This is a genomic window from Pseudosulfitobacter sp. DSM 107133, assembly GCF_022788695.1.
Lineage (GTDB): Bacteria > Pseudomonadota > Alphaproteobacteria > Rhodobacterales > Rhodobacteraceae > Pseudosulfitobacter.
Genome location: NZ_CP085154.1, coordinates 348,114 through 361,528, shown reverse-complemented (window position 1 = coordinate 361,528; position 13,415 = coordinate 348,114). Strand labels below are relative to the sequence as shown.

Genomic DNA, 13,415 nt, shown 5'->3' with positions numbered 1-13,415 from the left:
CCTTGCGTTCGATCAGGCCAAGGCCGCCGACACAGCTGTCGACAGCGGTGTGGTGGGCCGCCCGATCAGGGTCGACAGATCCTTGCCGTCGTGAAACAGCGCGCCTTGCGATGCATCCACGTCAAAACTGGCCAGCGCAGCGGCAAAGCCTTCGGGCAGGCCGACCGACACCAGAATCTTGGCGTATTCGTCTTGCGGCAGGTTTTGGTAGGGGATCGTCTTGCCGGTCTGGGCGCTGATTTCAGCAGCCAGGTCTGCCAGCGTATAGGCGCTGTCGCCTGCCAGTTCATAGGTCTTGCCAGCGTGATCGCCCGCCGTCAGAACAGCCACCGCGGCCGCTGCATAATCTGCACGGGCGGCCGAGCTGATGCGCCCGTCGCCAGCCGAACCGACAAAGGCACCGGCCTGCACCGCGCCCGGCACCGAGCCGGTGTAGTTTTCAGTGTACCAGCCATTGCGCAGGATCGTGTAGGTCAGGCCCGATGCCTTGATCATCGCCTCGGTCGCGCGGTGTTCTTCGGCCAGCGACAGGGGCGAGGTGTCGGCCGCAAGCAAGCTGGTGTAGACAATATTTTGAACGCCAGCCGCCTTGGCCGCGTCGATGACAGCTCGGTGCTGTGCGGTGCGCTGGCCAATCTCGCTGCCCGAAATCAGCAGCAGCGTGTCCACGCCTTCCAGCGCGGGGGCCAGTGTTTCGGATGCATCGTAATCCGCCTTGCGCACGGCCACACCAAGGTCGGCAGCTTTTTCAGGGCTGCGCACCAAAGCGACGATATCGCCTGCGTCCATCTTGTCCTTGAGGCCGGCGATGACCAACCGGCCCAATTGTCCGGTGGCGCCTGTGACTGCGAGTGTCATGTGATTTCCTTCCAGTGTTTTACGTTACTGCAAGAGAGCTAACCCCTTTACTTACGATTAGTAAGTACCTACATAAATGTTAGTATGAAGTTTCTTGAATCCTGAGGGCACCATGACCAAACAAAGCCCCGTTCTGACGCAGGAGCCCCTGTCGGACCGCGTCCGTCGCGGTGATCTGATGGCGGCGCAATGCCCGTCGCGCGACGTGCTGAAACATGTGACCAGCCGCTGGGCTGTCCTGGTGCTGATGGCGCTGGAGGATGGCACGCTGCGTTTCAGCGCCCTGCGCCAGCAGATCGGTGGCGTCAGCGAACGGATGCTGGCACAGACGCTGCAAGCGCTGACCGCCGACGGCTTTGTCAACCGCGTGTCCTTTGACGTGGTGCCCCCGCATGTGGAATACAGCCTGACGCCTCTGGGCCGCGAAGTGGCCGAGAAAGTGCGCGGGCTGGCCGACTGGATCGAAGTGTCGATGCCGCGCATTGCCGCCGCACAACTGGAGCGTCTACAAGGTTAGTCTACGTCTCGGGAGTCCAGTGGGCGGCGATTGTAATGGGTGTCCCGTCCGGCGTGCGTGCCCAGATCTCGCGCATTTCGCTGTTGGTCACGGCAATGCACCCGTCCGTCCAGTTCGCCGACAGATGCAACGCTCCGATGGCCCCCCAGCCGTTCGGCAGTCCGTGGATCATGATATTGCCACCCGGATCAAAACCACCCTGCACCGCGCGCGCCTGATCTGCTGCATCGGGGTAAGAGATGTGCAGGCTGAGATGCGCCACCGATTGCGGGTTGCGCCAGTCAATCCGGTAGTCGCCCTCGGGTGTCCGCTCGTCGCCTTCGCTTTGTTTCGCGCCTTCGTCCCAGCGTGCGCCCATGGCAATGTCATAGGACCGCATCACCTGACCGTCCTGCATCAGGTACAGCTTTCTGTCAGCCTTGGAGACGACAAGATGATCCGCCAGCAACGCTTGTGCTGCCTGCGCTGGCGGCCGGGCCAGGGGTAGCCGCGCCATCACCTTGGTATAGCCAAAGAGCGCAACCGCAATCAGAGGCAGCAACACAAGAATACGCAATATTCCGCGGCGGCTCAAAAGGCGTCCTCCTACCCTGTCCGGCAGGTTTACCAAACGCCGCTCCCTCTTCAAGTCTTCCATTGACGAAAAAGGGGCGCCCGATCCGGACGCCCCTTTCAGGTTTCAATCTATGGCCTAGTGAACCACGGCATCGTCCGGTCTGGGGCGGTTGGTGCCCGCGACACGGTCACCGATAATCAACCCCTCGCTGCCCGCAGTTACAGAAATGGTATCTCCGTCCATCACATCGCCCGACAGCAACATTTCGGCCAGCGGGTTTTGCAGTGTGTTCTGGATCACCCGTTTCAACGGACGCGCCCCGAACACCGGATCATAGCCTTCGTCGGCCAGCCATTTGCGGGCGCTGTCGTCCAGATCCAGCGTGATCTTGCGCGCTTGCAGACGTTTCAGCAAACGGGCCATCTGGATATCGACAATGCCATCCATGTTGTCGCGGCTGAGGCGATCAAAGATGATCGTCTCGTCCAGACGGTTCAGGAACTCGGGGCGGAAATGCGCCCGCACCGCGTCCATCACATCGCGTTTCGCACCGGCCATGTCGCCGCCCTCGGGCAGCTGGCTCAGCGCCTGTGCGCCGAGGTTGCTGGTCAGCACGATCAGCGTCTGCTTGAAGTCGACCTTGCGACCCTGACCATCGGTCAGCACACCGTCGTCCAGCACCTGCAACAGCACGTTGAACACATCGGGGTGTGCCTTTTCGACCTCGTCGAACAGCACAACCTGATAGGGCCTGCGCCGCACCGCTTCGGTCAGAACGCCACCCTCGTCATAGCCGACATAGCCCGGAGGCGCGCCGATCAGACGGGCAACGCTGTGCTTTTCCATGAACTCGGACATATCCAGACGCACCATCGCGTTGTCGTCGTCGAACAGGAAATTCGCCACCGCCTTGGTCAGTTCGGTCTTGCCGACGCCGGTTGGTCCAAGGAACAGAAAACTGCCCAGGGGACGGTTTTCGTCGTTCAGACCGGCCCGCGCGCGGCGCACCGCGTTGGCCACCGCATGCACGGCACTGTCCTGCCCAACCACTCGGCTGTGCAGCTGGTCTTCCATGCGCAGCAATTTGTCCCGCTCACCTTCCAGCATCCGCGAGGTCGGAATACCCGTCCAGCGTTCGACCACACTGGCGATCTGTTCGGGACGCACGGTGTCCGCCATCTTGGCATCGGCCTCGGTCGCATCCAGAGTCTCAAGCTGCCGTTCCAGCTGCGGGATCACGCCATAAGACAGCTCGCCGGCCCGTGCCAGATTGCCCTCGCGCTTGGCGATGTCCAGATCGGCCCGCGCACGGTCCAGCTGTTCCTTGAGCCCCTGCGCCGAGGCGATGGCATCGCGGTTGGTCTGCCATTGCGCCGTCATTTCGGCACTGCGGTCCTGCAGGTCCGCCAGATCCACTTCGAGCGTGGCCAGCCGGTCCTTGCTGGCCGCGTCATCCTCGACGCGCAGGGCTTCGGCCTCGATCTGCAATTGCAGAATCTGGCGGTCAAGCGCATCCAGCTCTTCGGGTTTGCTGTCCACTTCCATGCGCAAACGGCTGGCGGCCTCGTCCACAAGGTCGATGGCCTTGTCGGGCAGGAAACGGTCGGTGATATAGCGGTGGCTCAGCGTTGCCGCTGCAACCAGCGCGCTGTCACTCACACGCACCCCGTGGTGCATCTCGTATTTTTCCTTGATGCCGCGCAGAATGCTGATCGTGTCCTCGACCGTGGGTTCCTGCACCATCACGGGCTGGAACCGGCGGGCCAAAGCCGCGTCTTTCTCGACGTATTTGCGATACTCGTCCAGCGTTGTGGCCCCGATACAGTGCAATTCACCCCGCGCCAGCGCCGGTTTGATCAGGTTCGCCGCATCCATGGCACCATCAGCCTTGCCCGCGCCCACAAGCGTGTGCATTTCGTCGATGAACAGGATGATTTCACCTGCCGCCGCCGTCACTTCGTTCAGAACCGCCTTGAGCCTTTCCTCGAACTCGCCCCGGTATTTCGCACCGGCAATCAACGCGCCCATGTCCAGCGCCAGCAGCTTTTTATTGCGCAGGCTTTCGGGCACATCACGGTTGATGATGCGCAGCGCAAGCCCTTCGGCAATCGCGGTTTTACCCACGCCCGGCTCCCCGATCAGAACGGGGTTGTTCTTGGTCCGGCGGCTCAGCACCTGCATGGTGCGGCGGATTTCCTCGTCGCGGCCGATGATCGGGTCGATCTTGCCCTGTTCCGCGCGCTCGGTCAGATCGACACTGTATTTCTTCAGCGCTTCATAGCTGTCCTCGGCACTGGCGGAATCTGCCGTGCGCCCCTTGCGGATGTCGTTGATGGCCGCGTTCAGCGCCTGCGCGGTGACCTCGCCCGCCTCCAGCGCGGTTTTGGCACCGGACTTGACCATGCAAAGCGCCATCAGAATACGCTCGACAGGCACAAAGCTGTCGCCGGCCTTTTTCGCCAGCGCTTCCGCCTCGGCCAGAACCTTGGCGGTGGTATTGTCCAGATAGACCTGCGCCGCATCGCCCGAAACCTGTGGCATCTTGCCCAGCGACAGGGCCAACGCTTCGGTCACGCGCGCGGGCTTGCCGCCTGCGCGTGATATCAGGTTGCTGGCCAGCCCCTGATCATCGTCCATCAATGCTTTCAATATGTGCTCGGGGGCCAAACGCTGATGGCTTTCCCGTGTTGCGATCGTCTGCGCTGCTTGCACGAAGCCGCGCGACCGCTCTGTGAACTTGGACAAGTCCATAGATAGTCTCCTTTTCAAAAGCGCCCCGATGGTGTCGCGCGCCTGATTTTGCAGCACACACGACGGGTAGGGCCTTGGTTATGATTTGGGCACCGCCACAGCACAGTTCAAGTTTCCGCCGCGTTGAAATCGCATTGAACGCACCGATTTTTCGACACAGCCGGACGAGTCTGTGCCGCCTGCCCCGCACGAGACTCACTATTCTCCGCAACCGCCGGAACCACATGCCGACGCGCGCCCGATTCGCAGCGCGGGCCGATGGCAGGACCGAAACAGGCCAAAAACCCGTTTAAAAACAATGCGTCAAAAAAACGTCAAAGAACTATGAAACCGTACAAGCACGTCAAACGTTTATCCCGCAGATGGCAACAAACAGGTGTCAAAATGCAACAATACCCGGTTGAGCTGAACAGCGTGATCTACAATGCGACGACCCAAAGCTTCGAAGCGTTGGTGACAGTCCACGCAGCACAGGGTGCGCGCAAGTATGCATGCGCCTTTGAAGCGCCCATTACAATGTCATATGCGGACGCGGCCTCGGGCCTCGCCACACAGGCGTTGCGGCGTCATGCAGGGCGCGGCGGGTTGTCGTCATCGCTAAACCTTGCCGACGCCCAGTCCCGCGCCCGCGCGGGCACGTCCAAGACGCGTCGCAAGCCGAACAAGGATCCTATTGCTATGTTGCGTAACCTCGCAGCCTAGCATCGCGGCCCGCTCTGAGGTGCAATCTGTCCCCGCGCCTTATGATGCCGCACTGCCAGAGACATGTGCCTGCCTGCTAGGTCTCTGATGCTCTGCCCGGATGTGCCTTTGTGCCATCCGGGCCTTTTTTTGCCCGCAGGCACCCGTTGCACAGACTTGCCGCAACAGGCCCATTCGCGCTAAGCGCATCGCAGCGCAAAGGAGCCCGCACATGACCCAGTCCCCAAATGACCGCCTGATCGTTGCCCTTGATGTCCCCAATGCTGTTGCCGGTTTGAAACTGGCCGAGGATCTGGGCGATGCCGTCACCTTTTACAAAATCGGACTGGGGATGCTGACCGGCGGCGGGCTGGGGCTGGCCAACGAGTTGAAGCAGGAACAGGGCAAGCGCATCTTTCTGGACATGAAACTGTTCGACATCGGTGCCACGGTCGAGGCAGCGGTGCGCGGGCTGGCGCAGTTCGATCTGGATTTCCTGACGGTCCACGGCGACCCGCATGTTGTCCGCGCCGCCAAAGAGGGTGCATCAGGGTCCAACATGAAAATCCTCGCTGTGACCATCCTGACCTCTCTCGACCGCGCCGATCTGGACGCCAGCCTGATCAAACCGGGCGACACTGCCGATCTGGTGGTCGAACGCGCAGGCCGTGCCTTTGATGCAGGGGCCGACGGCATCATCGCCTCGCCGCAAGAGGCCGCGATGATCCGCGCCCTGCCCGAAGCGGTAAACCGTCTGATCGTCACCCCCGGCGTGCGCCCTGCCGGGGCCGATCTGGGCGACCAGAAACGGGTGGCAACACCGGCCCAGGCGATCACCGACGGGGCGGATCACATCGTTGTCGGGCGTCCGATCTGGGCCGCCGCCAACCCCACCCAAGCAGCAAAAGACATACTTTCCAGCCTGCCCTAAACCGTTTCCCGAATGCTATGATCGCACGGAATGTGGGAAATTTGGCACATACCACTGCATATAGGGCGGGTCGGGTTTTCCCTACTCGCCCAAAACGCGAAATTCAGTTATGTTAAATGACAGGTGATACTCCCCGACGAACTGGTTCTTCCTGAAGTTCGTCACCTCCCCCCGCTCGTTTTGCGGGGGGCCTTTCTTTTGAGACACCGGTTTTCACACCTCGACCGCATCCCCTGACACCCCGGACATGTACAATGCCAGCCGCGCCTGAAATTGCGGCACCGCCTTGGGATGGGCAATAAACATCTGCGGCGCCATCAACTGCCAGCTTTGCCCCTCGTCTCCCAGAACAATCTTGGCTTCGTCCGTTTCCGGCAGGTGAGCGGCAAAAAACCATTTATTCCCATCGCTTTCGACAAACCGCTTGCCCCAGACGACCGCGTCCGGCGGCACCGTCAGGCCCAGTTCCTCCTGCGTTTCGCGCAAGGCACAGGCCAGGGGGCTTTCGCGGCCTTCGCGCCCGCCACCCGGCAGGTCCAGATAGTCCGGCCAGGGGATATCGGCGATGTCATCACGCCGGATCACCGCCAACCGCGCGCCAATGAAAAGCGCCAGCTTGGCACCCGCAAATGGCATGTTCATTTCGACTTCCCCGCGCTAGACTGAGGCCCACTCTAGCACAGTTGCAAAGCCATGCCTGCCCTCTGCCGAGACTGCCTGCACCAATTTGACACCGCGCGCCGCTGCCCGGCCTGCGCCAGCCCGCGTGTCATTTCGCATCCCGAACTGAACGACCTGTCCATTGCCCATATGGATTGCGACGCCTTTTATGCCTCGGTTGAAAAGCGCGACAATCCCGAACTGGAGGGCAAACCGGTGATCATCGGTGGCGGGCGGCGCGGGGTTGTCTCCACGGCCTGCTACGTTGCGCGGATTCGCGGCGTGCGTTCGGCTATGCCGATGTTTCAGGCGCTGAAACTGTGCCCCGACGCCATCATCGTCAAACCACGCATGTCCGCCTATGTCGACGCCTCGCGCGCCATCCGCGCGATGATGCAACAGCTGACCCCCGCCATCCAGCCGCTGTCGCTGGACGAGGCCTTCATGGACCTCAGCGGAACCCAACGGATGCACGGCGCCCCGCCCGCCGTGATGCTGGCGCGGCTGATCCAGCGCATGCGCAGCGAGCTGGGGCTGACCGGATCAATCGGGCTGTCCCACAACAAGTTTCTGGCCAAGATCGCCTCGGATCTCGACAAACCACACGGGTTCTCGGTGATCGGCAAGGCCGAAACCGAACGCTTTCTGCATGACAAGCCCGTGCGCCTGATCTGGGGCGTCGGGCACGCGGCGCAGGCATCTCTGGACAAGGCCGGGATTCGCAGCTTTGCCGACCTCAAACGCTGGGACAAACAGGACCTGATCGCCCGCTTTGGCGCGATGGGTGACCGGTTGTGGCATCTGGCGCGCGGCATCGACGCGCGGCGGGTGACGGCACACGAGCCGATGAAATCCATCTCGAATGAAACCACATTCAACGACGACACCGCCGACCCCGACATTCTGGACGGCCACCTGTGGCGCATGGCCGAAAAAGTATCGGACCGCGCCAAGGCCAAGGATCTGGCAGGCCGGGTCGTCACCCTGAAACTCAAGCGTGCCAACCACACCACGCTGACGCGACGGCTGTCCCTGCACAGCCCGACGCAAATGGCGGACACCATCTACCGTACCGCCCGCGCCCTGTTCGATCAGGTCGGCAACGAAGGGCCCTACCGTTTGCTGGGGTGCGGCATTTCCGATCTGACAGATGCCGACAAGGCCGACACCGAGGGCGATCTTCTGGACCCGGACAAGACCAAACGCACACAGGCCGAACGCGCCACAGACAAAATCCGCAGCCGCTTTGGCCCCGATGCCATCGTCAAGGGGCGCGCGCTGCGATAGGCTCTGGACCCGCAATCGTGCAAAATCATGATTTTGACGCGCGTGCAGACATTGGATGCTCAGGGCAATCCCGAAACACTCTACCGCTTCTCTGGTTCAAAAAATCCCGGGGGGAGGCGCGCCAGCGCCGGGGGCAGAGCCCCCTATAGCACTTTCGAAAAAACCTGAATCACTTAACGCTGCCTGAAATCATAGATTTCAACGCGTTAAGTGATAGCTTGTGTATCACGTTTTCCGGGAAGTGCTTTAAATAAGAACCAGCGGCAACGCCCCCACCAACACCCTCAGTCAAACCCGACGAATCGCGCCGTTTCGCTGACATCCCGACGCCGCGACACAACCGAATTGGCCGAAAATTCCTCATCCGGCCAGCCCAGCGCCACACAGGTCAGAATCACCTGGTCGTCGGGAATACCCGCATGTTCGCGCACCACCGGCGACTGCATGATGCCCTGACCGTTGATGACAGCACCCAATCCACGGCTCCAGGCCGCCAGCACCAGCCCATAGGTCACCGCGCCCAGATCAAAATGCGCAATCGTGCCGCCTTGCAGTTCCTTGTCAAAAGTCACCACAACCGACACCGGCGCATCAAACTGGCGAAAACCGCGCATCACCCAATCCTGCCGTTTTTCCTTGTTGTCGCGCTCGATCCCCATCGCCTCGAACAGCTGGATCGCAATCTCGACCTGCCGGTCGCGGTGCACGCCCTGATAGGCACCGTGATCCACAATCTCGCGTTGCGGCGGCACGCCCGACAGCATCCGTTCGGAATTGCCCCTGCGCACGGCTTCCAGCGGCGCACCGGTCAGAACGTGAAAATGCCAGGGCTGGGTGTTCATCGACGACGGCGCACGGTTGGCCAGTTCGATAATCTCTTCCAACAGCGCACGCGGCACAGGTTCGGGTTTGAATCCCCTGATGCTGCGCCGCTCGGAAATTGCCTGATCCAGATCCATCGCCGTCTCTCCCCTGAAATCTATCGGGGCAAAGCTACCTGCAATTCGCACAGGGACCAGCGTAACGACACGTCAGATCATTCGGCGGCCAGTGGAATCCGTCCCTGACCGATCTGCGTGATCTCGCCCACCACCGCCATCAGCCGCGCCCGCACGTCGTCAAACGCCCCGTTGGGGCGCACCAGTGCCTCGTTCATATACAAGGACCGGTCAATCTCGACCTGAACCGCATGCTGCCCCCGCGAAGGACGCCCGTAGGCCTGCGTGATATAGGCCCCTGCAAAGGGCGCATTGCGCGTCACAACAAACCCCGCCGCGGCAAAGGCCGCCTCGATCCGGTCCACCACCTCGCCCCCGGCGGCAGCGCCAAACCGGTCGCCCAGCACGATATCGGGTCGCTTCATCCCGCCGCGCACGACACTGTCCATCGCTTCATGCGGCATCGAATGGCAATCAATCAGCACCGCCTGCCCGTGCCGGCGGTGCGCACCATCCAGCAATTGCTGCAACATCGCGTGATAGGGACGCCAATACAGGTCAATGCGCCGCTCGGCTTCTTCCAAACTCAGCTTGCCCCGATAAATCGCCCGCCCGTTGGCCACCACACGCGGCACCACGCCCAGCCCCGAGGCCACGCGCGGATTGTGCCCCTTGGGACGCACGCCCTCGATCAGCGCAGGGTCCAATTCATCCGCCGCCCGGTTCAAATCCACAAAAGCGCGCGGCGCCCCCGCCTTGAGAAAGCTCGCGCCGAATCGCGGCGCGCAATCAAACAGCTTGTCGACAAAAGCATCCTCGGACGAACGCACCTGATGTTCGTTCAAAACGGTCGTGCGCAAGAATCGCCACGGATAATCCCGCCCGGAATGCGGAGAAGCAAACACGACACAAGACGTGTTTTTGTCAGGATGGATGACTTCATAGGCAAGCTTGGGCATCATGTCTCCTCGTGATAATATCATAGAGCACAAAATACACTTATCAAAAGCCCTTGATCCCGCTTCCGACTCCTTTTATACGCCCCCCTACCGGCGCGAAATCTCGCGCCCCATTTTTGTTTTGGGGCAGTGTTTCGTGAAGGCCAGAGTGGGCGATTAGCTCAGCGGTAGAGCACTTCGTTGACATCGAAGGGGTCACAAGTTCGATCCTTGTATCGCCCACCATTCTATTCACAGTTCGGGCACCCTGCCCGGACACCCGCAACCCCGGCGCTGCTTCGCGCCATGAAACATGAGGAAGAAGCGCCATGAAGGTTCGCAACTCGCTCCGCTCGCTCAAAAACCGGCACCGTGACTGCCGCGTTGTGCGTCGCAAAGGCCGTGTGTACGTCATCAACAAGACGCAACGCCGGTTCAAAGCCCGCCAGGGCTAAGGCTTACGCCAGATCAATTTCAAAAAGGCCGTCCTTCGGGGCGGCTTTTTTATTGCCTGAAATCCCGGCCCCACTGTTCTTTTGGCCCCAAATATCCCGGGGGAGGCGCCTGCGCCGGGGGCAGCGCCCCCGACATCCTTTCGACACAGCCTTGCGCCTTCCGTCCAAGACCATAAGTTGTCACCAAACCCCTGACCGAAAGGCCTTCAGAATGACCGACACCTATACGCCACCCGACGTCTGGACCTGGGACACCGAAAGCGGCGGGCGATTCGCCAACATCAACCGCCCCATCGCCGGCCCGACCCACGACAAAGAGCTGCCTGTCGGCAAACACCCGATGCAATTGCACTCGCTCGCCACGCCCAACGGCGTCAAAGCGACCGTGATGCTGGAAGAGCTTTTGGAAAAGGGCCACAAAGGTGCGGAATACGACGCCTATCTGATCAACATCGGCGAAGGTGACCAGTTTTCCTCGGGCTTTGTCGAAATCAACCCCAACTCGAAAATCCCCGCCCTGATGGACCGCTCGGGCGATACGCCGGTGCGCGTGTTCGAAAGCGCGTCGATACTGTTCCATCTGGCCGAAAAATTCGGCGAATTCCTGCCCGCTTCCGGCCCCGCCCGCACCGAAGTGATGAACTGGGTGATGTGGCAAATGGGCAGTGCGCCCTATCTGGGCGGCGGCTTTGGCCACTTCTACGCCTATGCGCCGGAAAAATGGGAATACCCGATCAACCGCTTCAGCATGGAAGCCAAGCGCCAGCTTGACGTGCTGGAACGGCAACTGGCCGACCACCCCTATATCGCCGGCGACGACTACACGATTGCCGACATCGCGATCTGGCCGTGGTATGGCCAGCTGGTTCTGGGCCGTCTGTACGACGCCGCGACCTTCCTTGACGTGGAAAGCTATACCAACGTGGTGGCCTGGGCGAAAAAGATCGACGAACGCCCTGCCGTCAAACGCGGCCGCATGGTCAACCGTGCCTTTGGCGAACCGCAATTCCAGCTGCGTGAACGCCACGATGCATCGGACTTCGAAACCCGGACCTGGGACAAGATCGGCGACGACAGCGAAAGCTGAAGCGCCACGCTGCGGGTGGCCCTTTGCGGGCCGCCCGTGTCTACCGGCTGCGCCCGACCTGACGACAGATCAGAATCACCGGCAGCACGCCCACTGCGACAATCACCAACGACGGCACCGCCGCCCCGTCCAACCGCTCGTCGCTGGCCAGACGAAAGGCCTGTACCGCCAGCGTATCATAGTTGAACGGCCGCATGATCAGTGTCGCAGGCAGCTCTTTCATCACATCGACGAAGACAATCAGCACCGCCGTCATCAGGCTGGGGGTCAGGATCGGCAGGTGTACACGGCGCAGCGTCGCCATCGGCCCTTTGCCCAGCGACCGGCTGGCGGCGTCCATGTTCACATGCACCAGCGCCTGCCCGCCCTCATAGGCCCCCAGCGCCGCCGCCAGAAACCGCACCATATAGGCCGCGATCAGCAGCCAGATCGACCCGGTGATCAGCAGCCCCGTGGACACGTCAAACGTGGCCCGCATCCAGGCATCCAGCTGGTTGTCAAAGGCCGCAAAGGGCACCATCAACCCGACCGCAATCACACCGCCCGGCACCGCATAGCCCAACCGCGCCACATAGGCGGCCCCGCGCGCCAGTCGCCCCGGCTGGATGCGGTTGTAAAAGCCCACCGCAATCGCAGCCCCCAGCGTCAAAACCGCCGCAATCGCCGCCAGGGTCAGCGAGTTCTTGACGAACCCCACATAGCGCGCGCTGGTCAGATCCTGTTCGGACCCCAGCCCCATGATCACCAGCACCACGATGGGCAGCACCGCCCCCAGCACAACCGGCACGCCACACAGCAAAATTGCCAGAACAGCGCGCAGGCCCTTCAACTGAACCGGAGGATTGCCCCCTTTGTTACCCCGCGACGGATCGTGATATTTCGCCCGCCCCCGCTGCGCGCGTTCCAGCATCGCCAGCAACAGCGCAAACCCCAGCAGACACAGCGCCAGCTGCGCCGCCCCCGTGCGGTCCCCCATGCTGAACCAGCTGGTGTAAATCCCCGTGGCAAAGGTCTGCACGCCAAAATAGGCCACCGTGCCAAAATCCGCGATGGTCTCCATCACCGTCAGCAACACCCCCGCCGCAATGGCAGGCCGCGCCAGCGGCAGGCTGACCTTGAAAAACGCGCCCCAGACCGAGCTGCCCAAAGCGCGCGCCGCCAGAAACGTGGTGCCCGATTGCTGCATGAACGACGCCCGCGCCAGCAGATAGACATAAGGGTACAACACCAGCACCAGCATCGTCGCCGCACCACCAAGGCTGCGGATCTCGGGGAACCAGTAATCCCGCGGCCCCCACCCCATCACCGCGCGCAACGTTGACTGCACAACGCCGGGGTGATCCAGAATATGGGTATAGGCATAGGCCAGAACATAGGCCGGAAAGGCAAGCGGCAGCACCAGCGCAATCTCGAACATCCGCACACCGGGGAACCGCGTCATCGTCACCAGCCATGCCGCCCCGACACCGATCATGAACGTGCCGACCGACACCAGCAGCACCAGCGCCAGCGTATTGCCCGCATAGCGCGGCAACACCGTCTGCATCAAATGGCGCACCGTGTCGAACCCGCCGCCAAATGACGCCAGCAACACCGCAACCATCGGCAACAGGCACAACCCCGCAGCCAGCAACGCTGCCGTTGCCAGCCCGCGTGGCGCCAGACGCACCCGTGCGGGCCGCCCCGCTGTATTCGATACTTGATCGCTCATAGCCCTTATGTCGACCATTTCACTCGGAATGACCAGACCATGCCC

General features: G+C 61.7%; 13 protein-coding genes and 1 tRNA gene. 7 read left to right on the top strand and 7 right to left on the bottom strand.

Annotated features, from left to right (window positions below):
- Positions 1-12: 12 nt before the first annotated feature.
- Entirely contained in the window at positions 13-858 is an 846-nt protein-coding gene (locus tag DSM107133_RS01740) for an SDR family oxidoreductase (RefSeq protein ID WP_114293087.1), read from the bottom strand.
- Between the two features lie 112 nt (positions 859-970).
- Here DSM107133_RS01740 and DSM107133_RS01735 point away from each other — a divergent pair, with 112 nt between their 5' ends.
- Positions 971-1,375 carry a helix-turn-helix domain-containing protein gene (locus DSM107133_RS01735; RefSeq protein ID WP_114293086.1) on the top strand — a complete coding sequence of 135 codons (405 nt, stop codon included), beginning with the start codon at positions 971-973 and terminating at the stop codon, positions 1,373-1,375.
- Between the two features lies 1 nt (position 1,376).
- Here the strand turns inward: DSM107133_RS01735 and DSM107133_RS01730 are convergent, their stop codons facing one another.
- A complete protein-coding gene (locus DSM107133_RS01730) occupies positions 1,377-1,871 on the bottom strand; it encodes a L,D-transpeptidase family protein (RefSeq protein ID WP_243253577.1) in 495 nt (164 codons plus the stop codon).
- Positions 1,872-2,066: 195 nt separating this feature from the next.
- Positions 2,067-4,682, bottom strand: a complete 2,616-nt coding sequence (gene clpB / locus DSM107133_RS01725; protein WP_114293084.1) for an ATP-dependent chaperone ClpB — start codon at positions 4,680-4,682, stop codon at positions 2,067-2,069.
- A 324-nt stretch (positions 4,683-5,006) separates the two neighbouring features.
- Here clpB and DSM107133_RS01720 point away from each other — a divergent pair, with 324 nt between their 5' ends.
- Positions 5,007-5,384 carry an orotidine 5-phosphate decarboxylase gene (locus tag DSM107133_RS01720; RefSeq protein ID WP_243253576.1) on the top strand — a complete coding sequence of 126 codons (378 nt, stop codon included), beginning with the start codon at positions 5,007-5,009 and terminating at the stop codon, positions 5,382-5,384.
- A gap of 211 nt (positions 5,385-5,595) precedes the next feature.
- Entirely contained in the window at positions 5,596-6,294 is a 699-nt protein-coding gene (gene pyrF / locus DSM107133_RS01715) for an orotidine-5'-phosphate decarboxylase (RefSeq protein WP_114293082.1), read from the top strand.
- A gap of 213 nt (positions 6,295-6,507) precedes the next feature.
- Here the strand turns inward: pyrF and DSM107133_RS01710 are convergent, their stop codons facing one another.
- Positions 6,508-6,936, bottom strand: a complete 429-nt coding sequence (locus tag DSM107133_RS01710; RefSeq protein ID WP_345889588.1) for an NUDIX hydrolase — start codon at positions 6,934-6,936, stop codon at positions 6,508-6,510.
- 51 nt (positions 6,937-6,987) lie between these two features.
- Here DSM107133_RS01710 and DSM107133_RS01705 point away from each other — a divergent pair, with 51 nt between their 5' ends.
- Complete coding sequence (locus tag DSM107133_RS01705; protein ID WP_114293080.1) at positions 6,988-8,241, top strand: DNA polymerase IV; 1,254 nt, start codon at positions 6,988-6,990, stop codon at positions 8,239-8,241.
- A gap of 284 nt (positions 8,242-8,525) precedes the next feature.
- Here the strand turns inward: DSM107133_RS01705 and DSM107133_RS01700 are convergent, their stop codons facing one another.
- Both DSM107133_RS01700 and DSM107133_RS01695 read right to left on the bottom strand, forming a co-directional pair.
- A complete protein-coding gene (locus tag DSM107133_RS01700) occupies positions 8,526-9,200 on the bottom strand; it encodes a nitroreductase (RefSeq protein WP_114293079.1) in 675 nt (224 codons plus the stop codon).
- Positions 9,201-9,277: 77 nt separating this feature from the next.
- Positions 9,278-10,138, bottom strand: coding sequence for an N-formylglutamate amidohydrolase (locus DSM107133_RS01695; RefSeq protein ID WP_114293115.1), 861 nt, complete (start codon positions 10,136-10,138; stop codon positions 9,278-9,280).
- Between the two features lie 150 nt (positions 10,139-10,288).
- On the opposite strand from DSM107133_RS01695, the gene DSM107133_RS01690 reads away from it, so the two are divergent.
- The 3 genes from DSM107133_RS01690 to yghU all read left to right on the top strand — a co-directional run bounded on the left by DSM107133_RS01690 (position 10,289) and on the right by yghU (position 11,659).
- Positions 10,289-10,363, top strand: a tRNA-Val gene (locus DSM107133_RS01690).
- Positions 10,364-10,446: 83 nt separating this feature from the next.
- Positions 10,447-10,572 (top strand): type B 50S ribosomal protein L36, encoded by a 126-nt coding sequence (gene ykgO, locus DSM107133_RS01685; RefSeq protein WP_005850168.1) that lies wholly within the window; start codon positions 10,447-10,449, stop codon positions 10,570-10,572.
- 211 nt (positions 10,573-10,783) lie between these two features.
- Positions 10,784-11,659, top strand: a complete 876-nt coding sequence (gene yghU / locus DSM107133_RS01680; RefSeq protein ID WP_114293078.1) for a glutathione-dependent disulfide-bond oxidoreductase — start codon at positions 10,784-10,786, stop codon at positions 11,657-11,659.
- A gap of 40 nt (positions 11,660-11,699) precedes the next feature.
- Here the strand turns inward: yghU and DSM107133_RS01675 are convergent, their stop codons facing one another.
- Positions 11,700-13,370 carry an iron ABC transporter permease gene (locus DSM107133_RS01675; protein ID WP_114293077.1) on the bottom strand — a complete coding sequence of 557 codons (1,671 nt, stop codon included), beginning with the start codon at positions 13,368-13,370 and terminating at the stop codon, positions 11,700-11,702.
- Between the last annotated feature and the right edge of the window lie 45 nt (positions 13,371-13,415).